The 21,998-nt window shown below is 42.4% G+C and carries 18 protein-coding genes; 6 read left to right on the forward strand and 12 right to left on the reverse strand.

Annotated features, from left to right (window positions below; genetic code table 11):
• Window positions 1–48 precede the first annotated feature (48 nt).
• The gene (locus tag EQO05_RS00285) at window positions 49–2,211 is read right to left on the reverse strand and encodes a PGF-pre-PGF domain-containing protein (RefSeq protein WP_128502663.1); all 2,163 of its coding nucleotides are present in this window, start codon (window positions 2,209–2,211) and stop codon (window positions 49–51) included.
• Window positions 2,212–3,468: 1,257 nt separating this feature from the next.
• Between EQO05_RS00285 and EQO05_RS15275 the strand changes: the two genes are divergently transcribed.
• The 3 genes from EQO05_RS15275 to EQO05_RS00300 all read left to right on the forward strand — a co-directional run bounded on the left by EQO05_RS15275 (window position 3,469) and on the right by EQO05_RS00300 (window position 8,893).
• Window positions 3,469–3,633 (forward strand): hypothetical protein, encoded by a 165-nt coding sequence (locus EQO05_RS15275; RefSeq protein ID WP_164888418.1) that lies wholly within the window; start codon window positions 3,469–3,471, stop codon window positions 3,631–3,633.
• 388 nt (window positions 3,634–4,021) lie between these two features.
• A complete protein-coding gene (locus EQO05_RS00295) occupies window positions 4,022–6,403 on the forward strand; it encodes a DUF3160 domain-containing protein (RefSeq protein ID WP_128502665.1) in 2,382 nt (793 codons plus the stop codon).
• Window positions 6,404–6,517: 114 nt separating this feature from the next.
• On the forward strand, window positions 6,518–8,893 hold the full coding sequence (locus EQO05_RS00300) for a DUF3160 domain-containing protein (RefSeq protein WP_164888419.1): 2,376 nt from the start codon (window positions 6,518–6,520) through the stop codon (window positions 8,891–8,893).
• A 161-nt stretch (window positions 8,894–9,054) separates the two neighbouring features.
• Here the strand turns inward: EQO05_RS00300 and EQO05_RS00305 are convergent, their stop codons facing one another.
• The 6 genes from EQO05_RS00305 to EQO05_RS00330 form a co-directional block, all read right to left on the reverse strand.
• The gene (locus EQO05_RS00305) at window positions 9,055–10,272 is read right to left on the reverse strand and encodes a homocitrate synthase family protein (RefSeq protein ID WP_128502667.1); all 1,218 of its coding nucleotides are present in this window, start codon (window positions 10,270–10,272) and stop codon (window positions 9,055–9,057) included.
• A gap of 470 nt (window positions 10,273–10,742) precedes the next feature.
• The gene (locus EQO05_RS00310; RefSeq protein WP_128502669.1) at window positions 10,743–11,570 is read right to left on the reverse strand and encodes an NAD(+)/NADH kinase; all 828 of its coding nucleotides are present in this window, start codon (window positions 11,568–11,570) and stop codon (window positions 10,743–10,745) included.
• 1 nt (window position 11,571) lies between these two features.
• Window positions 11,572–12,378 (reverse strand): bifunctional fructose-bisphosphatase/inositol-phosphate phosphatase, encoded by an 807-nt coding sequence (locus tag EQO05_RS00315; protein WP_128502671.1) that lies wholly within the window; start codon window positions 12,376–12,378, stop codon window positions 11,572–11,574.
• Window positions 12,379–12,559: 181 nt separating this feature from the next.
• The gene (locus EQO05_RS00320) at window positions 12,560–13,567 is read right to left on the reverse strand and encodes a type II glyceraldehyde-3-phosphate dehydrogenase (RefSeq protein WP_128502673.1); all 1,008 of its coding nucleotides are present in this window, start codon (window positions 13,565–13,567) and stop codon (window positions 12,560–12,562) included.
• 815 nt (window positions 13,568–14,382) lie between these two features.
• Complete coding sequence (locus EQO05_RS00325) at window positions 14,383–14,571, reverse strand: CooT family nickel-binding protein (protein ID WP_128502675.1); 189 nt, start codon at window positions 14,569–14,571, stop codon at window positions 14,383–14,385.
• 183 nt (window positions 14,572–14,754) lie between these two features.
• Complete coding sequence (locus EQO05_RS00330; RefSeq protein ID WP_128502678.1) at window positions 14,755–15,636, reverse strand: DUF89 domain-containing protein; 882 nt, start codon at window positions 15,634–15,636, stop codon at window positions 14,755–14,757.
• Between the two features lie 255 nt (window positions 15,637–15,891).
• Here EQO05_RS00330 and EQO05_RS00335 point away from each other — a divergent pair, with 255 nt between their 5' ends.
• Window positions 15,892–17,448 (forward strand): sulfatase-like hydrolase/transferase, encoded by a 1,557-nt coding sequence (locus EQO05_RS00335; protein WP_128502680.1) that lies wholly within the window; start codon window positions 15,892–15,894, stop codon window positions 17,446–17,448.
• Between the two features lie 159 nt (window positions 17,449–17,607).
• Here the strand turns inward: EQO05_RS00335 and EQO05_RS00340 are convergent, their stop codons facing one another.
• Window positions 17,608–17,865 (reverse strand): acylphosphatase, encoded by a 258-nt coding sequence (locus EQO05_RS00340; protein ID WP_240664230.1) that lies wholly within the window; start codon window positions 17,863–17,865, stop codon window positions 17,608–17,610.
• Window positions 17,866–18,070: 205 nt separating this feature from the next.
• Window positions 18,071–18,352: a GIY-YIG nuclease family protein gene (locus EQO05_RS00345; RefSeq protein WP_128502685.1), complete on the reverse strand. Its 282-nt coding sequence runs from the start codon at window positions 18,350–18,352 to the stop codon at window positions 18,071–18,073.
• A 297-nt stretch (window positions 18,353–18,649) separates the two neighbouring features.
• Between EQO05_RS00345 and EQO05_RS00350 the strand changes: the two genes are divergently transcribed.
• A complete protein-coding gene (locus EQO05_RS00350; RefSeq protein ID WP_128502687.1) occupies window positions 18,650–19,693 on the forward strand; it encodes a methionine synthase in 1,044 nt (347 codons plus the stop codon).
• Window positions 19,694–19,759: 66 nt separating this feature from the next.
• On the opposite strand, the gene EQO05_RS00355 is transcribed toward EQO05_RS00350, so the two are convergent.
• Both EQO05_RS00355 and EQO05_RS00360 read right to left on the reverse strand, forming a co-directional pair.
• On the reverse strand, window positions 19,760–20,236 hold the full coding sequence (locus EQO05_RS00355) for a universal stress protein (protein ID WP_128503108.1): 477 nt from the start codon (window positions 20,234–20,236) through the stop codon (window positions 19,760–19,762).
• 225 nt (window positions 20,237–20,461) lie between these two features.
• Window positions 20,462–20,644: a hypothetical protein gene (locus EQO05_RS00360; RefSeq protein WP_128502690.1), complete on the reverse strand. Its 183-nt coding sequence runs from the start codon at window positions 20,642–20,644 to the stop codon at window positions 20,462–20,464.
• A gap of 676 nt (window positions 20,645–21,320) precedes the next feature.
• Between EQO05_RS00360 and EQO05_RS00365 the strand changes: the two genes are divergently transcribed.
• A complete protein-coding gene (locus tag EQO05_RS00365; RefSeq protein WP_128502691.1) occupies window positions 21,321–21,626 on the forward strand; it encodes a hypothetical protein in 306 nt (101 codons plus the stop codon).
• A 72-nt stretch (window positions 21,627–21,698) separates the two neighbouring features.
• On the opposite strand, the gene EQO05_RS00370 is transcribed toward EQO05_RS00365, so the two are convergent.
• Window positions 21,699–21,917, reverse strand: coding sequence for a hypothetical protein (locus EQO05_RS00370; RefSeq protein WP_128502694.1), 219 nt, complete (start codon window positions 21,915–21,917; stop codon window positions 21,699–21,701).
• Window positions 21,918–21,998 lie beyond the last annotated feature (81 nt).

A 21,998-nucleotide genomic window follows, 5' to 3' on the forward strand; every position in this document is an offset into this window, starting at 1 on the left:
GTCAGAGCTGATGAATAACCCTGGCTACCTGCAATAATTCACTCTTATTCATCTTACTTTATACAGGAATATGCCAAGCAGACCGACTATACAAGAAATTATTTCAAATCCAGGCACGCTCACGCTTTCTTTCCGGGGGATACCCGTGTTTCCTGTCTGCTCAGGCTTTTTTTCAACTTCGTACCCTATACTTTCATTGTTTTGTTCAGCACCCTGAGTGTCAGATTTAGGCGGCACTTCAGTCAAAATCTCGATTTCTGTCGCAGTACCCGTTATTGCAAAGGGAGAGAATCCAGGGGTTCTGGCTACGAAATACAGATACGTATCATCTTCCCCTGACAGGCTGGTTGAAAGCGGATTCCATGTAGTATCATTGTACCTGTTAAGGGTTATTGAGGACTGGTTGATCTTTCTATCCTGTATCCAGGATTTTTCAACTCTGAAACATACAACCGGGTTTTCGATATTATTTGACGTTCCATACCCGCCTTTCCCAACCCAGAGATTAAAGAATTCATAAACCTCTTCAGGAGGTAGGTCTGAAACCAGAGTAGATTTATTTTTTAGCATCTCTACAATGGTTGTTGTCTTACCAACTGTCTTTTTTGCTTCAAAGCCCAAGTAAACGACGCAGGTTGCGTTTTTTGGGAAATCAAACTTAGCATTTTTGTCGTTTGTAATAAATACCTGTGAAACTTCCTTAACCTCAACGTTACTTGCAGGTTCAGGAGAACTACCACTGCCGCCACTGCTGCCACGGCTACTGCTGCCACGGCTATCATGGCTACTGCTTCCGCTACTGCTATTTGACTCATCCAGTTCTGATTTTGAGGCACGCTCCGTATTCCCATACGGACCTATGTTAATTCTATTTCCATTGGGGTGAGGTTCTTTAGAATAATCCGATAAGGAATATCCGGCATCGATACATGGGGAACTTATGTTGTCATTCACCCAGCTACTCCCATCCCAGTGACCTGCTTTTGACTTAAGATGATAGTCGTGTTTATTTCTGTCCGCGTATTGAGGATCTGCTACTATATCCGATGGTGATGCCTGAACATCTGTATAGTCCCCACCTGCGTTGTTATAAAAAAGATTATTCTGAAGGGCAAAAGCGTGAGTGTCTGTGAGCAGGTTACATATTCCAGACCCATTTCCTCCAGCTTCTGATGTTCGGGTATTCGTTATTATATTATTTCTTACCGTAACCAAATACCCTGAACCGGGCGGATCCGAGAAATATGCATCATTCTGCACAATACCAGCCCCGTATGCGCCATCTATCATATTGTTTTCAATGGTAGCATTGAATCCATCGGATAAGATTCCGCCTATTACTTCGCTGCTTGAATCCGTTCCGGTATTATAAATCTGATTATGGTGGATGTGTATATTTGAAGGTGACTCGGAATACGAGCCCTGTGAGAAAATCCAGATTCCTGCAAGTGCAGTTTCGTATATCGTGTTATTATACACCTCAATATCATCCATTATAGGCGTTCCGTCTTTCTGGATTTCAATTCCTGCACCTCCGGAGCCCTCAGATGTTATAACATTGCCAAAGGCATTAACATGGTTTGTGTTATATATTCTCAGGCCACTGTTTGTCCTGCAGCTTATTTTGTTGTTATAAGCTTCCACGTTTGAACATATACTGGCATATAGAGCATCATGCCCTAATGAGTATGCTTCATTATTGTAGAATTCTACCTTAGAACAATTGTCAGTCTTTAAGCCGTCTCCATGGTTGTTGGTCAGGTACATATTATACACACTTATGTTTTGACAATCGCTCAGGTGGATAAGATTATAGTAGCCGCTTCCACTCCGCACATTGGTGTTCCCCTCCCGGTTTCCATCAATAGTAAAACCGCATATAGTAATATCCATACTGTTGGAACTTCTTTCCTTAATCAAGGGTTTGGTGGATGACCAACCAGCATTCCTTACCAGCTTTACTGTTGCATTGGAATCTCCTTCAAGAGTGGTATTGCTGCCGATCAAAAGAGTATCATCTATGACATATGTGAATGGGCCTTTAAGGTAAACAGTTGTATAATTCTGGTTTTCGGTCACAAATTCAAGAGCCTGGTTGATTTGAATGTGATCGTTTGTTCCACTGCAATTAAAATCACCACTACCATCTCCCGCAACGTAGACAACTGGCGGAGGTGTCATGCACAGAACAACAGGAATATGTGTAAGCATTAGGAAGCCCATAAGAGAAAAGATTTTTATTATCCCATTCAACAGCTTATCACCTGTAGATATCTGCAACTTGTCTTATATTCCATAGGTTACTCGGTTCAACTGCACGAATCCTGAAAAGTCTCAAATCCAAATTGAGATTAGATCAATAAGCTGGAATTTATAGAAATCCAAATGTGTGTGACGACCTGATCCCAGGTAAACGCTTAATGGCATATTTCATCCTTGTTAAGTTCAGGTGGGAGTCTCCCCTGTCAGGTGATATGCAACTATTTCAGGATTACGCTTTTTTCTTGAAACTTCAGTCTCAATATCTTCAGCGAACTTAACTTCCATTTTCATTGTCCTTATTCTCAAACACTGAAGATGGGGTGCTGTAATATTCGTTTAAATCCTTACTGTGACCCTGGAAATCAACAAAGATATCCTTTGAGTGGAGGTCTCTGAAAGCCAGGTAAGCAATATATTCATAAGGTTAAGTGTAAGAGTTTTTCCGGCTGAACTTGTTACTCTAATTTATATTTTTTCTCACTGTAGGGTTCTTTCATGTTTTTACTCCACTGTTCAGCCTGGAAGAAACGACTTCAATATCCGTCTTTTATAGGGTTCGGGGACAATTTTTTCATTAATTAGTTTCCATTAATTGCTGGCTAATGGCTTCGTTTTTCAATTCGGTGGCTGGTAATCGCACGTATCTGTTACGCCAGAATCAATAAAAGTCAGCTGGTTCAGGGCAGGCTTGATAGTTACATTTTTGGTTTAGTATAACTACGTCATACTTTATATAAATTTTTATCTAGTTGCGGTATTATACCGAACAATAGAAAAATATGTAAGCATAAGGAAAAAGATTTTTTGTATTCGATTCAGCAGTTCTACCCCCTGTAAATTATATAGGGCTTGAACTCAGTTCTGCTTATTCCTCAGTTCAAAGATAGTCCCGTACTTTTAGATCAGGTTGTGCGGCAATTCTGCAGTGCAAAGAACCTGGCTTTCCTGAAAAAAGTAAAAATTAGAAGATCCTGAACCTTCTCTATTTTAGATTCACATCTTTAGTCATGTAATTTTCCGGTTCACACGAAGATATGTAGAAATATTTTGCAATGTTTGCCGGAGTTTATAAGAAAAAGGCTCCATGTCAAAAAATAGATAATGAAGAAAAATCAATTAAGTTTAGGAAAAAATTTATGGGTGTTTTTAGCACCTGAACCAATATTTGAGAATTAATTACTCAAAAGGGAAACAAGGGGGAAAAATATGGAGAGAAGATCTCAGATATTACTGACAATAGGAGTTTTACTGCTGATAATGGGCACGCTCCTTAATCTTACCAGAAACCCGCTTTTATGGGGCACAGGGACTGTAACTGCACTATTCATGATTGTGCTTTTCAGGATAGATCCTCTAAGTCCAAACGATTAATCGGGAAATGAGGAAAAAAGGAAGAGAGAAATACCCTATTTTTCTTACAGACATAGAAAGTCCAGATGCCTGGACTTAAAAATATTTATTAATCGATCTTTAGCTTTGTTTGAGATTACAATAGACTACATGAAACTGCATATAAGAAAGAAGTAGCAGTTTCAACCGATCTGACCTGCTTCAACCGTTCTAACGTGTTGTACCTTTTATATTTCTAATTATTACTCTCAAACCTGTTTAATCTATTTTCTTAAGCCTGATACGAATTAATTAACAGATCTGAATAGATTAAAATATTTTGTTGTGCAACTCTCTAATAAAATTTATTTCTTGAAAGTCTTGACGCCTTATCCAGGGCTTCAGACGTAAGAGCAACCGGGATGAGACAATGAAACACCGAATAAAACCCTTTGTAACTCGATTAGTCCTTTTAATCCTTTTAGCTTCCTTCCTTACAGGAGGGTGCCTGGATAAGAGCTCCGGGCTAAGCATTGAAAATGAAACCGGAATGAAGGAAGAAATCGACACAGGCAGAATCTCCCCAGTGAGCCGCCTGGTAATCGAAGAGGTGAACCTTTCCGGACCCGGGGCAGAAAACACCTCTATTGCTGGAAATTACAGGCTTGAAGCTCTCGATATTGAGCTAAAAGCGCCTTCCTATGAACTGCCCCTGCACAGGGAAGGAATCTCGAATTATGAAAATTTCTTCGGCAGGATTCCTCTGGATGATTCAGCTTTTGAACTTCTGGAAAGTAAAGGTTTCGTAGTAATCGAAAATCCTTACAATCAAGGGGAAGAAGACATTACTTCAATGTATTCGACATTGAAAGAACAGGAGGTTCCTGTTTTCATTACCACGGATTCCCTATTGCATCTCTACCATATTCAGTTTGATGAGACTCTTCGTCAGATTGAAGAAAACGAGTTCTATAATACGCTCTGGGAGACTGATCTTGCTCTGTTAAACGCCTCGGTCGAAAAGTATAACACTGCTTCAGGGGAAGAAAAGGAAGCTGCAAGAAGAAACGCAGCCTATTTTGCTGTCGCCCTGAGCCTCCTTGAGCCGAAATCTGAACAGCTACAGGGTGCAGAAGGGCCTTATGGCTTTATTAATGAGTCTCTTTTCCCTGCAGGTGCTGAGAAGCAATATCAGTTTGTAATTCCCGATTTCGTAAAAAAAGAAGTTGAAGCCGAACTTGCCCTGATTGAAACTCATGAGGGGTTTGCGCTCTCTCCAATTTTCCTTTATGAGGAAGATTATTCCCAGTACATGTCACGCGGTCATTATAGCCGCTCCGAGAAACTGCAAAACTATTTCAGGGCTTTTATGTGGCACGGCAGGATGAGCATGCTTCTTAAAGGTGAACTGATCAAATCACAGGATCCTGTAAAAGATGCCCGTATCCAAACTATTCAGGCAAGCTTCATTGCTTCTGAACTCCAAAAAGAGCCTGAACTTCTTGGGCAATGGGACCGGATCTACAATATTACGGCTTTTTACGTGGGCTTTTCCGATGATCTCGGACCCTACGAATATATGGAAGCCATGGACTCAGTATTTGGCAGTGAAGAGAGAGTATTTAACGAATCGGCGGTTGAGGAGTTGAAGGTTAAGCTTGCCGAATACCGGGGCCCGAAAATTTACGGCGGCACGGGTAACTGTGTTCTTGAGCCCCCCCTTAGCTCCGAGCAGGCGGACAAGTGCCTTGAGAATACCACAGGCTTCCGCTTTATGGGACAGCGGTTTATTCCGGACTCCTATGTATTCTCAAACCTTGTAGGAGCTTATACAGGAGAATATAAGGAACAATATACTGAAAACGAGCCTCCGTTTACTCTTGTAATGTCAGAAGCCGGGCCTGTTCGCGGCTTCCCGCGCGGACTTGATGCAATGGCTCTACTGGGCTCGGCAAGGGCAGTTTACTGGCTCGATGAACTTAACGATTCAAGCTACGAAAACTACAGTGTGCAGTATGAGAAACTCGATTCGGAATTCTCGAATTTCAGTGCAGCCGAATGGAACAGGAACCTCTACTGGTCCTGGCTTTATTCCCTCCAACCTCTCCTGAAAGATTATGGGGCAGGCTATCCGACCTTTATGCGGACTGATGCCTGGCAGGACAAGGAATTGAGCACTTCACTGGCTTCCTGGACCGAACTCAGGCACGATACGATTCTTTACGCCAAACAGAGCTACACTATGGATGTAACCTCAGCGCCAATGCCTCCTGAAGAAAAACCTGTAGTGGGTTATGTTGAGCCTGTACCTGATTTCTACGCCCGCCTGCTTGCCTTAACAAGAATGACAAACCAGGGACTGGATGAAATGGGCGTGCTCGATCAGGTTTCAAAGGCAAGGCTTACGAATCTTGAAAATATTCTGTCGAGACTTCAGGATATCTCCGAAAAAGAGCTCGAAAATAAGGAACTGACAGCCGAAGATTACGAGTTTATCAAAAACTTCGGGGACCAGCTTGAAGGCACAATAGAGGACGTTGACGAGAAAGCCAGGAAAACCACAGTCGTAGCTGATGTCCATACCGACGCAAATACCGAAACCGTACTTGAGGAAGGAGTTGGATATGTGGACATGCTGGTGGTCGCATATAAGCTCCCGGACGGCAGAATCCTGCTCGGAGCCGGACCGGTTATGAGCTATTACGAATTCAAGCAACCCATGTCCGACCGCCTGACCGATGAAAAATGGAGAGAAATGCTTGAGGTAAATCCACCGGAAAAACCCGAGTGGACTTCCACCTATATTTTTTAATTTTTACCTCAACGGTTTTCCTTTTTTATTTTTTATTTGACTTCGAAGGTAAAACCCATCTTTTGAGCGAGCAAAGCTCGAATCAGACAGGTTCAGAGCGAACGGGATGAGACAATGAAGAAAATAGTGAAGAATCGAACTCAGACAACTGTAACCTTTTTAGTATTTTTTATTTTTTCACTTTCCCTTTTTACGGGAGGATGCCTTGAGCAGAGTTCGGGGTTAAGTGGGGAAAATGAGACAATGCAGAAAGGAGAAGCAGGTAAGAACAAAGACGACCCTTCAGGTCGCCTCCAAACCGAAGCCGTAAATCTTTCCGGTATTGAAGCAGGAAATTTATCGCTTTCAGGGAATTACAGGCTTGATGCTCTTGACATGGAATTGAAAGCTCCTCAATACGAGCTTCCCCTGAAAGAATCAGATATTACAAATTATGGTGAATTTTCGCAGAAGTTTTTGACAGATGACATAGCTCTGGAAAAATTGAAAGAAAACGGATTTGTGGTAATTTCCAACCCTTACAATCCGCGAGAAGAAGATATTACTGCTATGTATGACAGGCTTGAAAACGAAGGACAGCAGATTTTTATAACTTCGGATACGCTTCTTCACCTCTATCACGTTCAGTTTGACGAGAGTATGAGCCAGGTCGAGCAAAATGAATTATATGGTCTCTTGTGGGAACTTGATAAATCACTGCTTAATGCTTCAGTCGAAGAATATAACAGTGCATCAGGGGAAGAAAAAGAAGCTGCAAAAAGAAACGCAGCCTACTTCGCGGTTGCATTAAGCCTGCTCCAGCCCAGAGAAGAACAGATAAAGGAAATCGAGAGTTCTTACGACCCTGAGGCAGGAATGTATTTTGACCCTGCGTCAAAGGAAAAGTATCAGTTTGAGATTCCGGCGTTTGTAGAAGATGACGTCAAAACCGAACTGTCTCTTATCGAGGCTCACGACGGCTTTGATTATTCTCCTATTTTCATTTATAATGAAGACTATTCCCAGTATTTACCCAGGGGACACTATACTCACTCGGAAATTCTGAAGAACTACTTCAAAGCCTTCATATGGCACGGCAGGATGAGCATGCTTCTCAAAGGCAAATTAATCCCTGCAGAAGACCCGGAAAAAGAAGCCAGAATCCAGACTATCCAGGCAAGCCTGATTACTTCCGAGCTCGAAGACAATTCAGAACTCCTCAAGAAATGGGAAAGGCTGTATGCGATTACGGCTTTTTATGTTGGAGTTTCGGACGATCTTGGACCATATGAATATATGGAAGCAATGGAATCAGTATTTGGAAATGGGTCAGGGAATCTTGACGCAACAGCGATGGAAGAGCTAAAAATAGAGCTTGCCGGATATAGGGGCCCTGAGATCTACGGAGGCACAGGAAGTGGAGATCATGAGCCAATTCTAACCGCTGAGCAAGCTGATGAACTTCTTGAGGATACCAAAGGTTTCAGGTTAATGGGGCAGCGTTTTGTTCCGGATTCTTATATTTTCTTCAGGCTCATCGGCCCCTATACAAATGAGTACACAGGAAATCCGGAACAGTTGCCTTTTACCTATATTTATTCCGATTACGGAAATAACAGGGGCTTCCCTCGCGGGCTTGATACTATGGCTCTCCTGGGCTCGGAAAGGGCGGTTTACTGGCTTGATGAACTGGACGATTCAAGCTATAAAAATTACAGTCTCAGGTACGGGGAACAGGATTCCGAGTTTTCAAACTTCAGCGCAGCCGACTGGAACAGAAACCTCTACTGGTCCTGGCTTTACTCGCTCCAGCCTCTCTTAAAAGATTACGGTGAAGGCTATCCGACCTTTATGCAGACCGACGCCTGGCAGGACAAGGAATTGAGTACGTCACTGGCTTCCTGGACCGAACTGAGGCACGATACTATTCTCTATGCCAAGCAAATTTATTGCATAGCGACTTCACTTCCTGTTTTTGAGGACAACCCTGTGGGATATGTAGAGCCTGTGCCCGAATTTTATAACAGGCTGCTGGCTCTTACCAGGATGACAGCAGACGGGCTAGAGGAACTGGATGCACTTGATGAAGATACAGCAAGAAATTTTGAAAGCCTTGAAAGTGTGCTGAATAAGCTTATCGAGATTTCCGAAAAAGAACTTAAAAACGAGAAACTGACAGAAGAAGACAAATATTACATCTTCAAGTTTGGAGAAATAATTAAATTGAGCTTAAGTGCCGATGAAGAAGCCAGGAAAACTACCCTTGTTGCAGATGTCTACACCGAGCCAAATAATGAACTCGTGCTTGAAGAAGGGACAGGGTATGTGGATATGGTAATTGTGGCTTACAAACTTCCTGACGACAGGATTTTCCTGGCTGCGGGACCGGTTATGAGCCATTACGAGTTCAAACAACCCATGTCCGACCGACTGACCGATGAAAAATGGAGAGAAATGCTTGAGGTAAATCCACCGGAAAAACCCGAGTGGACTTCCACATACATTTCATAATATTTTTGGGTAAAATGGAATTAAAAAGTGCGAGCGACATAGAAGATAGTATTAAAAAATATTACAAAGGAATATTACAAATAATGAAAACTAACGAAAAAAATAGAATTGAAAAATAAATAAAAAGACTTAAGGGAGTTTTCAAACAGGTAGGGAAGTTTTTAAATCGAAAACTTCTCTTCTCCCTTTTCTGTTGTCTTCTGTTCCTGCCTGACCTGAGTGATCAGCCTTTCAAGCTGGTCCCGAGAGATGCTTTTATGCTTCTCTTCGGTGCAGACCTTGACTTTCTCGATCAGGGCGCAGAGTTCTTCCCGTTCAAGGCAGAGGCCTATGCTGTTAATAATGCCTTTCAGGGCTTTTTTGCCGGTGTGTTTTCCGACAACGAGGTTGCGTTTTCCTCCAACCATTTCCGGGAGGAAGAGCTCATAGGTACGAGGCTCTTCCAGAATTGCGGCAACGTGAATTCCGGACTCGTGGGTGAAGGCGTTCTGTCCGACAACAGCTTTGTTTACCGAGGGTATAATGCCTGAGTAATCCGAAACCATTCTGGAAAGGGCAGTCAGCCTTGTAGTATCATAGCGGTCGATTCCATACTGCACCCTGAGGGCAACCAGCACTTCCTCAAGGGAAGCATTGCCTGCCCGCTCTCCGATTGCGTTAACGGTTGTATGGAGTTGTTTTGCCCCGGCTTCGGCAGCAGCAAGGGTATTTGCAGTAGCCATGCCAAGGTCGTCGTGGCAGTGAATACAGATTGAGGTATTTACTTCTTTGAAAATTTCGCTAACAAGGTAATGAGTCGTCGTCGGGTTCAGGATACCAATGGTATCAGCAAGGCTTACGTACTGTACTTTATATTCGGCTTCAACTTCTTTAAAAGCCTTCTTCAGGCGGTCAATCGGGGTCCGGCTTGAATCTTCAGCTGCAAAACGTACTTTCAGTCCGTGATCGGTTGCGTACTCAATAGTTTCCTTGGCGCAGTGGAGCATCTCCTCAAAACTTCTGTGATATTTGTATTTGAGGTGCAGGTCAGACATAGCAATGAAAATACTTACAATATCGACATCGCACTCAAGAGCGGCATCCACATCCCCTTTTACTGCTCTTGAAAGGCAGCAGATCCTTGGTTTAAAGCCCTGATTTGCAATCTCCTTTACAATCTCCTTTTCGTTTTCCGAAACCACAGGAAACCCGGCTTCTATTACCTCAACACCCATGGAATCAAGCTCACTGGCAATTGCCAGCTTCTGTTCTTTGGAAAATGCAACGCCTGGAGTCTGCTCCCCGTCACGGAGAGTAACATCACAGATTTCAATATCCAGGGGGCGTTGTTGAATAAAGTCCATAAGATTATTTCTGGAATACTGCTCGCTCTCTAACATGGTTTGCTTCCTTTAGTTTCTTATTATTGTGAGGATTTTTGATTATTTTTAATGATATATGGGTAGTATAGCCAGAGACTAACTCAAAGGCTTGAATAGGGAGGTACCAGGGTTCAAACGCCCCTAAAAGTTAGAAAATCTTGTATCTCGTCAAAATTAAGCATAGCTTTACCTGCACATGTATAAATGTTTTCCTTGAAGGAAGAGAATTTCCGGTAACGGCTTCTCTAGAGAATAAATCAGGGTAGATTAAAATCAGCGACTTACCTTCAGTTCGGAGATTTGACTTGAAAAATACTACAAAAAGACTCAAAAACGCCCATAATAGAGAGGAAGGCTCAGATTAATGATAGAACTATAGGCTTTAAACAAAAAGCATTTTCGAAGTAGATAAAGCCTCTCTCTGTTAATGAATCAGGGCTTTTCTAAGGGAGTGATTAGAAGTTCATCAGGTAGAGATAAGGCTTTTCTCAGGTAAGTTTCCTCTGGACCCTTTCATAAAAACAGGTATCGGAAATCTTTACAAAGCGGGCTGGAAATTTGGATTTTCTAAGTTTGACAATATCATCGGGCCTGATCCTGTAGGATTTCTGCCCGTCAATTGCAATGACAGCTTCTTTTTTCGGAGCCGACAACCTTATTGTGATCTCGCTGTCCGACGGGATAACCCAGGGCCTTGAGGAGAGCTTAAAAGGGGCAACAGGAACAACCACTATCGCACTTACCCTGGGGCTTATAATGGGGCCGCCTGCGCTCATTGCATAAGCGGTGGAGCCAGTCGGGGTTGCAAAGACCACACCGTCCGCGCGCATCGAGTCAAGAAGGCAGTCCCCTACATAAACCTCAAACTGGATGATCTTTGCGGGCTTTGCAGACATTATTGCAATCTCATTCGTTGCAGTCTCAAGCATTTCCCCATTAAGGAAAACATCGACCCGCATTCTATCGATGTACGAAAAACCGTAAAGCACTTCCTCAATGGTTTCAAGGGCGTCTTCAGGCTCGACATCCACAAGAAACCCGAGCGTGCCCATATTAATTCCGAGTATGGGAAGAGGATCTTTCATCTTGGCAATATTACGGAGAACCGTTCCGTCGCCACCTACACTGATAATTAGTTCTACTCCTTCTTCCCTCATTCTTTCAACCGGAATTCCTTCTATTCCGAGCACATCAGCTGTAGGAGTGGCAACAAAGATTTTAACCTTCGAGCTGAAACGGGCAAGAATTTCCCGGACCATTTCAATTACTTCAGGCCTATCGCAGCGTGAAGAAACTCCTATTTTCTTTATCGCCAACTTATCCACCCGAGAGTAATTTTAAAAGCTTTTCGTGCACGCGTCCATTGGATGCGACCATTTCCACTCTGGCTGTAACATTATCAGGAAGCTTAAGGGGGTTTCCATATCCGTCCGTAACAAGCCCGCCTGCCTCTGCCAGAATCAGTTGCCCTGCTGCCACATCTGTTACACGCAAAGCTCTTCGGACATCTACACAAGCATCAAGTCGGCCTGAAGCTACATAGCACAGCTCAAGCGCTACACTTCCGAGCAACCGGACTCTTCGGACGCTGCTGTAGATCTTACGGGTCCTTGCCACATTTCGCCGGTAGCCGTACACGCTTACACACAGTTCCGTCAGTTCCGAGTTAAGGGAAGTCCTGATCTTTTTCCCGTTAAGATAAGCCCCCTTGCCTGCGTCTGCATAGTATTCCTCGCACAACGCAAGGTTACTCACATACCCGAACTTTACATCTGAGAGGTCGTAAGAAGAAACTGCCAGTGAAAGACTATAGAACGGAATTCCCACGGAAGAGTTATAGGTGCCATCAAGAGGGTCCAGCACGATAGAGAACTCCGGAGAGTCCCCCAGTATGAGCTCGCCAAGTTCCTCACTGATAATTCTCATGGACCTGCCATCGTTTCTAAGAACTTCGACAATAGCGTCCTCTGCTACACGGTCTATTCTGGAAGTCGGGGTTCCGTCGGCTCCCATACAAACAAAGCTACTCGCAGCATCCGTACCTCTGATGTCTGCAATCGAGTCGGATGTAGCTTTAAAAGCTTCCCGACATAATTTCAAAAAGCCTGAGTCTGTTGAATTCATATCCTGGTCATTTCTTTAAACTAAACCAGATTCTGCTATTCAGATAAGGAATTATCAGGATTCACAATTTCTGGTTTTTTGTGTTCCATATTTCTTATATAAAGCCGAGAATTCAAAAGCCGGACTCCGGATACTCTAAATAAGTTCCGGAGTCCTGATGGCTTCGGATTTCTCCGGAGCCTTACAGCCCTATGGCTTTATTCGTTTTCTCGATTGATTTCGCACCATCACTTTCCAGTTCCATCATGGCCCTTATAGCATCCACGTTTTCCGGAACTACAATCGATTCCTGATGGACGGCCTGGAAGAAATAAAGCTCCTTTTCGTGTACGGTTACGGAGTCAGGCCAGATGCAATTCTCCCACATGTCGTATCTGGGGCGCCCTATGTCCCGTGCAAATTCAATAATTTCTGCTGTTGACGACATGCCCTGCCCTACAAAGAAAATTCTCGACTGGGAACCAAAGATGTTTTTAACATCTTCTGCCGTACAATCGGTATTCACTTCCATATTCACGGTATGTACGTGCATCAGGGTTGTCGGAATCTTGAGGGCTGCACTTGTAATGTTGATCTGGGGAAGCACGCTTCGTACATCAGGCCCATGATGGGACGGAAGTTTGATAGGGTCGGGTACGATTGCGTTAATTGGCCCTTTCTTTACATCGTTGGGATCTGTTGCCCTCCTCGCAAGAATTGCCCTGACCTTTTTTACCCCCAGTTCCTTATCTATCGGGTAGATAACCCTGCAGAGGGCTGTGGTATTGCATGAGACAACCCTTACCAGGTCACGACCCACAGCCTGCTCGTAGTTGCAAACTGCATTAAACGAGAAACCTGCAAGCGGATGGCTCTCGCCTCCCTGCCAGATTGCCTTTACCCCGGCCTTTTCATACAAGGGCTTATTTTGTTCCCCGATTCCCCCGGGCGTGCAGTCCACAACAAGGTCAGCCTTTTCTACCATGTCCTCAATCGTGCCGGCAGCAGGTATTCCTGCTTTCTCGAAAGCACCGAGATTTGCAGCCGGGGCGAAAATATCATACCCAAGCTGGTGGGCTACTGCAGCTTCATAGTTCGGCTTTGTTTTGGAAACTCCGATAATTTCCATATCGTCCTGAGCCCTTACGGCATCTGCAACTCTTTTTCCTATGGTTCCGTAACCATTTACTGCGATTTTTGCTTTAACCATTTGTATCCTATCCTGTTTAGTCCTCTTCTACCCAACTCGATATATAGCCTAAATTACTAAAAATTCAAATTATTTCCGGATACTGGAATTCCGGAAGGCGGAATATATAAGTCCAGATTGTAGGCATGAATTTAAAGTGTATTCACAGGTTATAACTTTACCTATAATTTAAGCGGGTTTGTTGCAAGCTGCCCGACCCTGATCCAAAATACTGCTCTAGCCAAACTCATTTGAATCTCTTTACTGAATCTGAACCCCAGATCTTGGATTACATTGAGGTTATAGATAAAGACAGATAAATGCTTTTCCCGGGAAGATATAATTAATTAAAGAAACTAGAAGAGAGATTTAAAACTTCAAGAGCTTAAAGCCCCTTTTTCGACAGGTTATGCCTGAAAGCTGAGCAATAAAGAGATTTTAAAGGCAAAAGAAGTTGATTGAGAATCACAGTAACGGCTCGTGATAAAAAGAGTAAGGTATTATAAACCCTTTATACGGTTATCCGGATAATAAATTCAGTGCCATCCGGATAGTAAATTCAGTGCCAATCCGGATAGTAAATTCAGTGCCTTTTTACTATCTGGAAAAGGTCTATTCATATATTATAAGAAATCAGATAGGAACAGACAGGATATCCCAGAAAAGGTGAGAAAAGAGTCCCGGACCCGGAAAACGGGATAAAAAAGTAAAATAAGGAAATGAGAGGAATAATTTAAGAAAGTAAAATAGAAAAATAAAAGGAAATAAAGTGATGAAGTAAAAATAGGTAAATAAAAGGAGATAAAGTTAGAAAGTAAAATAAGAAAATGAAAGGTTCATTTTGCAAGGATAAGAGCTTCTCCGCGTGAGAAGTTAACTTCCTTGATTGAGCCCCCGACGGTCATTTTATCTCCAAGAATCCCTGTAAGCTGGATTGAATCACCTTCAACCAGGATCTTTGCTACGGAATCCATAATTCTCTCACGCTCATCTCCACGAAGCAGGAAGACATTGATTTCACACATCTTTTATTTCTCCTTGAAATTCATTCCGGTTTGTTCAGTTTTATTGATCTTATTCGGTATAAATTATAGTTATGCGCGGGTAGCATTTTACTGCACGGGTTGATTTATCTCTGCGCTATCCATAGACATAACCATTAGTGAGCCTGAGAAATAAGAAGCTTCCGAAAGCTCTCGGGATAAGCTTCAGGGATAGTTCATCAGTTTGGCAACGGATAAGCCCTGTTCAATCCCAAGGTCCTCGGCTACGCATTCACATTTCGTAAGAAGCATATAAGCGATGGGTCCGAAGTTATGCTCGGAAAGAGTCTCGTAATTTGCCATACCCTTGCTGATAATAAGGGTTGCATTTTTCATAGCTTCGAGCAGTTCGGCTGGAGCCTCCTCGATCAGAACACCTACGGCATTTGAGCCGGTAGTCAGGATTCGGTCAACCTTTTTATCAATTTCAAACTCATCTATTTCTTCCAGGGTCACATCTGTGAGAATCGGCCCGCCCCGGACTACAAGAGTAAGCTTTCCACCGAGTTTCTTTATGATATCAAAAACAAGCACATCAAAGAGAATTTCTCCGCAATTATCGGCAATGTAAACGACATCCTGCAGGAGCCCGAGCATTTTAGGCGTATCGTCAACATCAAGCCCGTGTTCGAAATATTTCAGAAAAGCAGCCTCAAACTTATCTTCACTGGCATCAAATCCCATAATTCCGAAATCAAAGTAATTCGCAACCACGGATGCCAGCACTGCCCGCCTGAAAAGCTCACCGTTGTCAGGAGAGCCTTCGTAAATCTTCTCTTTTGCTACGGGCAGGACCTTGAGTGCAGCCTGGCTAATAAGCTTCTTTGTTACTGCATAAGGGTCATTATCATTCAGGACTTCATAGCATTTCCTGTGGATTTTGGTGGCTACGGAGGCGGATACGGCTTCAGGGTCGTAATGCCTGTTCATGACTTCAAGGCACTCTTTGATGGTTTTGCTGATAAGGTCCTCATCATCCGTAGAAAGTTTGGACTGGAAGTGAACTCTTGATAGCAGGCAATAGGTACAGCGTGGGTTCATTTTCATAGGAATATTTCCTGTTTTTTTGATCCGGAAATAGGTTTTGCCAGAATGTTATTAATATTTGCGGCAAATGTAATAAGAACTTACTCTTCCTGATAGAGTAAATATTTAAAAAGGTAACTGAAATCATGAAACGGGACTGAAACCGCAAGAGTTAGAACCGAAACCTGCCTGTTCACCGAGCTGCTCTCAGAATATCCTAAAAAATAGATCCCAGGAAGATAAATTCTTTATAGCTTAAAGATAAAATAATTTACAATGATCCCGGCAATCCGAGCATACAGGGCTTTCCGAATACTATTTTTTCTTGCACTGCTTTCTGTTTTTTTCACTTTTGCAGCACCTGCCTCCGCACTGACCGAAGTGGAGGTAAACCCTGTTAGTACGCCCCAGGGCGCAGTCGTATTAATTGTGGATGGCCTGAGTGCCCCTTTTATCTATCCCGAGCTTACGCCATATGCACTTGACGGCACGCCCCTTGAGAAAGCTGAACTTGAGAATTTACCGGAAATAAACAAAGAAAGTGCCAGACTTCTGGAGTTCCGTGCCCCTCAGACTTTTACCGAAGGAGGGCATTCAGTTCTTGTCACGGGAAATCCGGGCGCTGACAGTGAGCTTGTAAGCTTCAAAGATGCAACCGTTTTCGATATTCTGCACAGCCAGGGTTATCTGTGTATCGCGGTTATGGAAAAAGGAGATTCCTGGTCGGTCTGTGACGAGCAGGATGCTATTCTGAGGGATGAAAATAACTCGATAAAGAACATGGAAATCGTGCTTGAGCAATCCGAACCCTTCCCCGGCACCCCCCGGGTACCTGACGGGCTTTTGCAAGTCATGGAATCGGCGGCTGGCAGAGCACCCGGATATGTTGTATTCAAAGAGACCCGGGACAGATATAACGGGTATAACAGGTGGGGAATCGACACCGCCTGTGAAATCGTGGAATATATGTCCGAAAACAGTCCGGGTCAAGAATACCTGCTAACCGTTAATGCCGGGGCTGTGGATATGAGCGGACATTACAGGGACAACTACGGGTATATAGATTGTATTGAATGCCTTGATTCCGAACTTCTCCGGCTCTACGAACTCTGCAAGAAGAACAACCTCGCTTTTGTCCTGACATCCGATCACGGGATGAGCTTTTCCAGAGCGGATTCCAAAGGAGGCCACCAGTCCGAGAAATTCTCGGTCACTGACGAGGCACAGCTCGTTCCCCTGATAGTACATGCTGAAGACGTTGAGACCGGAATTCTCAGGGAAGAATACTATCAGGAGGATTTTGCTCCGACCCTGCTTGGAATCCTCGACATTCCCGACAGGCCCAGGTTTGCAGAAGGAAAACAGATCCTCCTGACAGACCACGTAAACCTGAAAGTTGAACTCCCGGAAAAAGGCTCTGCCGAACTCCGGAAAGACGGAAATGTTATAGCTGCCCCGAAAAATGATGACCAGTTCCTCTTCCTGGGCCTCGAGCCGGGAAGTACCTGCACGGTCAGGGCTGCGCTTGACTCCGGAAAGAGCCTTGAGGAGCAGGAGAAAAAGATAACTCTTGAAACCGACTCGGTGGTGGAATTCACCGAAAAAGGGCTGAAAAGCGAAGAAAAAAGTGCAGAAAATAAAGAGTCGGGCATAGGTTCCGGAATGGATTCCACTTCTGCCGCAGGTTTTGTTAAAAAGAGCTCGGGAACTTCGGATACGGGTTTAAAGCATCTTATAGGATATCTTGCTATAGGACTGGTAAACCTTGCAGGACTTTTGATTATTGCAAAAATCCTGAAAAAAGCCCAGGCAACCGAAGAAGAGGAAAAATAAGAGTAAAATAGAGTAAAAATAAGAGTCGAATAGAGTAAAAATAAGAGTCGAATCGATATAAGAATTAAATCGATAACAGAATTAATGAATCAAACGGATTTAGGGAACAAAGGATTCAGTATATTTAATGGACTGGTGGATTTATTAATCTATGAAAAATTACATGTCGTATACATTCCCAAAAGCTTCCCTGAATGTGACATCGACATCTTCAACATGAGCGAACGTGGGCCCTCTTCTAAGTTCTTTTATAAAGAGCTTTACAGCTTCGGGTTTGCCTTCTGCAATGACAAAAACCCTGCCATCCCTTAAATTTATGGGATTGGATTCCACACCCAGACGCTCGCCAGCATTTCTTGCAAATCTCCGAAAGCCCACGCCCTGCACCCTTCCTGATACAATAATTTCCGCCCTCACAGTTTCTCCAGATGTCACAAATGGCTATTTCGAAAAACCCTGATTTATAGTTATGGTCCTCATAGTATCAAAAATTAGAGAAAGTAATTTCTGGATAGAAAAATATGGCAATTTTGGTGTACATATGCGGAAAATGGGATTAATGGATTTTTTCCCATAGATAAGGAAGTAATTAAGTGAGTATAGGAACTTAATTATAAACATATCACTTTTTAAATTTCGGTCTCCTGTTATAACCTATGTCAGGATCATTTGATTGAAACTTTTCTATGAACATTACCTCAATTCGATTAAGTTCTTCGATAGAGGAAGCTTCGGATTCCCATATAATTTCTTTCCTTATTGTGAAATCACTTTTTTGATCCCTGGTAAAATCCTTTTCAATAAGATCGTTACTGGCACTTCCAAAATAGTTAATGCTATCCGTCCTATCCTGTCCAATGTATATTTTACCATTAGGATATGTTATTTTGTAAATAACCTGCATACAAATACACCATCAACAAAGACTTTGAATCAAATCTGACGAAAAAGAAAGATAATATTTCTAAAAAGATTTTTCTACTTCTCCAATCGTTCCATGATATGAGCATTCAAAGTAAATGGTTTGTCGCTTCTGGTGTATTATTTTTATATAATTCTTATTTATGTAATTCTTATTTATGTAATTCTTATTTTATGTAATTCTCCATTTTCTGCAACTTTTTTTTCAGCAAGGGAAGCAGGATATGCATCAATTAGACATTCCAATATCTATAAAACTTCAGCTCTCTTAATATCAAGCATGCAGGAGATTGTTTTTATCGATGAAGGCAGCCTTCCCACACCTGAAGGTATCACAAGGGAGTGGGTAAAGGCTGCAGCCGAAAACCGAAATGAGGATGAAGAACTTTTTTCCTTAGTAAGGGAGGCTTTCCGCCGGAAAATCGATGTGGGAGTGCACGTTCCCACTTATCCTCAGTTCCGAGATATGATAGGGCAGTTTCTGGATGTTGTCAAGGATGAAAAGAACTGCTATGAACCTTACGTCCTGAAAGAAGAGAATGCAAAGATTCTTGAACTGGAAATAATTGAAGAGGTTGCAAAACAATACAGGGAAGAGACAGGAGAAACACTTGAAGTCAGGGTCTGTATCGCAGGTCCTACGGATATGTATCTTCAGGCTTTCGGAGCAACAGGTTTTGTGGACGCTTATAATATCCTTGCACTGGATATTGAGAAATTCATAAAACAGGCGTTTGAAACAGCAAAAAATTTCAAAATTAAAGTTATAGCTCTGGACGAAATCAGCCTGGGGTTAAATGATAAGATTCAGTTTTCGGATGCTGAGATCATGTCGGCTCTTACAGTTGCCTCTACCTTTGCCCGGCAGCAGGGAGCAGATATGGAGATCCATCTGTATTCTCCTTTGAAATATGAGCTTATATGCGAGACTCCTATCAATGTTATTGGATTTGAATATGCGGGAACTCCTTCCTACCTCGATCTACTGGACAGAAAAGTACTGGAAGATTCAGATACTTACGTAGGAGTCGGAGTCTCGAGAACCGATATTTTCAGTCTTATAAGCCTGATCAATGAAAAGTATGAGGTCAATGCCTGGAAGGAAAAAGAGTATTTGCAAAAAATTGTAACCGAACTCGAGACTCCGGAGGTTATAAAAAGGAGGCTTGAAACGGCTTATTCCATTCTTGGAGGCCGGATAAAGTATGCGAATCCGGACTGCGGGCTGGCTTTCTGGCCGGATCAGGAACTTGCTTTCAAGCTGCTTGAAAATACTGCAAAAGCCATTAATGAATTTAATGCAGAGAGAAGGAACATTAAATAAATTAGCCTAAAAAGAGCTTATATTTGACTCGTTATACTGATCTGTAACAATAAAATTGGCGGGATTTTATTTGATCTCACACTTCCCCCTTACAACCATAACAGGGACTTTCGAGTGACGGACCAGATTTTCTGCAACGCTGCCCAGAAGCAGCCTGTTCAGTCCTGTCTTTCCGAGAGTGCCCATAACAACAATATCCATCTTTTCCATTTCAGCATACCGGATTAGCTCGTAGGGGGGATTGCCTTCAAGAAGGACAGGTTCCACATTGATTTTTTTCATCTCTCCGAGGCTTTTTACATAACTTACAGCCTGCTGCCCCTGTGTTCTCCATCCTTCGTATACCGACCGCCAGTAAGGATCCAGGCCCAGAGATAAGGAATCTCCATCAATAGAAGCCAGGTTGGCTGTTGGCACGACATAGACTGCATAAACCGTCCCACCACTTAGTCTGGCAAGCTCTATTCCTCTGTCAACAGCCAGCCTGGAACAGTCCGAGCCATCGGTTGCAACCATTATTTTCTTAAAGTTAATGATTTCCATAGCATCCTCAATTACATTATTTCCTGGAAGAGATATAATAGTACCTGGTCTCATAAAGCAAGAAAGCTATGGAACTTTTTGATCTCTGGCAATATATGCTCATATTGAATCTGCATGATATTGAATCTGCATAACCGCACATTATAAACCGACAATTTTATAGGCTATAAGCAGGCTTGATTACGCGCTCGAAAATCATATAAATTGGATACAAATCCCTACAAGTTAGAAATTCAAGTCATATACATTCAGCTTGACCAGAATAGCAATTGTAAAGATATTCAACATTATAAAAATAACAATCGGTATTGCCATGTCTGCCAGCATGCGCGTCCAGGTTCTCTCGATTTTTTTATCCCAGGCAGCGAAATATTCCTGATTCTCACGTTTTGCAGGTTTAGATTGCATCTGTTTTCCCCAATTCCCAGGCACGTTTTGTTTATTTGACCCGGAACTGCTCCGTGATAAAACCAGCAAACAATGCTGTTTACCGGTTAATGCGAGTCATTAAACCATCCATGTTATATAAAGGTAAGGAGGCTGGTTTCACTCAGTTATGGATGAAAGACAACCTATAAATTCAAACACAAGAGTTTATTTAAAACTCACTATTTGCTTCTAGGAACCTCAGGTTCCAGAAGCAATAGAGTTCTGGATCATGTGAAGAACCTGAAAAATCTTAGATAATCCCCTAAGAAATTTAAAAGTTAACTCTCTTAAGCATTAACCTAGCCCTCCAAAATCAAGTTCTTCCTAAGCTTAATTCTCTACAAAGTATGGCTGTTAAGAGTAAAGTGCTTCTCATCTTTTTCTTTTTTTTCGATATAACGGAAAATTCTCCTTAGATCACTCTAACTTTTTCCAATAAAAATAGAAACATTGAGAATTATTTGTTTAATTTCATCGATGCACCAACTTCGCTTTTATTGACTTCCGTAACGTATCGATAAATTTATTATTTAATACAAATAAAAATACTATCAATTCCACTATTTAACTGATTGAAGAGGCTTGCCTTATAGTTGAGGAAAAACTGCTGAAATGAGGTTAATAAAAGGAATTTAACGTATGGGGGAAGAAAATAGTGACTACGAAAGAAGAGATAGACAGCCAGATTATGGATCTCTGGGATGAAATCTTTGATCTTGAAGATAAACTTGGTCAAGAGCTGGATATCAAGTATGCGGAATGGCGTAAGGTAGAGCCATTAATGGATAAGGGTATGGATGCCGAGGAAGTTGTAATACACTTCGATTCTATGAAAGGGGTCAGTGAAGAAAGCATGCTTATTTACAGAGAGGTAAAAACCATCAAAGGTAAATACAAACAGGAGATGGATGAAAAACACGCGAAAATAGACACATTAAATAAAGAAAAGAATATGATATAAAAAATATCACTTACTAATTTTTTAAGAGTTTAGTTTTCTGTTTTTGAGTAAACATTCATTGAAAGTTTACTCTCAGTAACGGATAGGGCTAGAACCATACCTTGTGCCTGTTCGCTTTTCCTCTTTTGCTTTTGTCTCATGTGGTGCAGTTGCACCAGCTGATTTTTCTTCTTCAACCTTTATTTTATGCCACCCACGCGAACTTTCTTTGCGATGCTTAATATGTTTTACAACATAAGCGGCTCCTAATGCTGCTACACCATAACCAACAACTTTCATTAATTGACTCATAATTATCTACCCCGGTCTATTATTGTACCTTATAGTTTATGAAGATACGCAAACAGGTAGAATCGTTGGAACAGGTAGAAT

Origin of the sequence: Methanosarcina sp. MSH10X1 (genome assembly GCF_004099695.1) — an archaeon.
Taxonomy (GTDB): Archaea; Halobacteriota; Methanosarcinia; order Methanosarcinales; family Methanosarcinaceae; genus Methanosarcina.

Coding starts and splice junctions, on each gene's coding strand:
- EQO05_RS00295 (WP_128502665.1), top strand. CDS start 4,022: ATGAAACACCGAATAAAACCCTTTGTAACTCGATTAGTCCTTTTAATC.
- EQO05_RS00300 (WP_164888419.1), top strand. CDS start 6,518: ATGAAGAAAATAGTGAAGAATCGAACTCAGACAACTGTAACCTTTTTA.
- EQO05_RS00360 (WP_128502690.1), bottom strand. CDS start 20,644: ATGCAATCTAAACCTGCAAAACGTGAGAATCAGGAATATTTCGCTGCC.
- EQO05_RS00285 (WP_128502663.1), bottom strand. CDS start 2,211: ATGCTTACACATATTCCTGTTGTTCTGTGCATGACACCTCCGCCAGTT.
- EQO05_RS00355 (WP_128503108.1), bottom strand. CDS start 20,236: ATGGAAATCATTAACTTTAAGAAAATAATGGTTGCAACCGATGGCTCG.
- EQO05_RS00330 (WP_128502678.1), bottom strand. CDS start 15,636: ATGAAAATGAACCCACGCTGTACCTATTGCCTGCTATCAAGAGTTCAC.
- EQO05_RS00335 (WP_128502680.1), top strand. CDS start 15,892: ATGATCCCGGCAATCCGAGCATACAGGGCTTTCCGAATACTATTTTTT.
- EQO05_RS00350 (WP_128502687.1), top strand. CDS start 18,650: ATGCAGGAGATTGTTTTTATCGATGAAGGCAGCCTTCCCACACCTGAA.
- EQO05_RS15275 (WP_164888418.1), top strand. CDS start 3,469: ATGGAGAGAAGATCTCAGATATTACTGACAATAGGAGTTTTACTGCTG.
- EQO05_RS00370 (WP_128502694.1), bottom strand. CDS start 21,917: ATGAGTCAATTAATGAAAGTTGTTGGTTATGGTGTAGCAGCATTAGGA.
- EQO05_RS00320 (WP_128502673.1), bottom strand. CDS start 13,567: ATGGTTAAAGCAAAAATCGCAGTAAATGGTTACGGAACCATAGGAAAA.
- EQO05_RS00325 (WP_128502675.1), bottom strand. CDS start 14,571: ATGTGTGAAATCAATGTCTTCCTGCTTCGTGGAGATGAGCGTGAGAGA.
- EQO05_RS00305 (WP_128502667.1), bottom strand. CDS start 10,272: ATGTTAGAGAGCGAGCAGTATTCCAGAAATAATCTTATGGACTTTATT.
- EQO05_RS00315 (WP_128502671.1), bottom strand. CDS start 12,378: ATGAATTCAACAGACTCAGGCTTTTTGAAATTATGTCGGGAAGCTTTT.
- EQO05_RS00345 (WP_128502685.1), bottom strand. CDS start 18,352: ATGCAGGTTATTTACAAAATAACATATCCTAATGGTAAAATATACATT.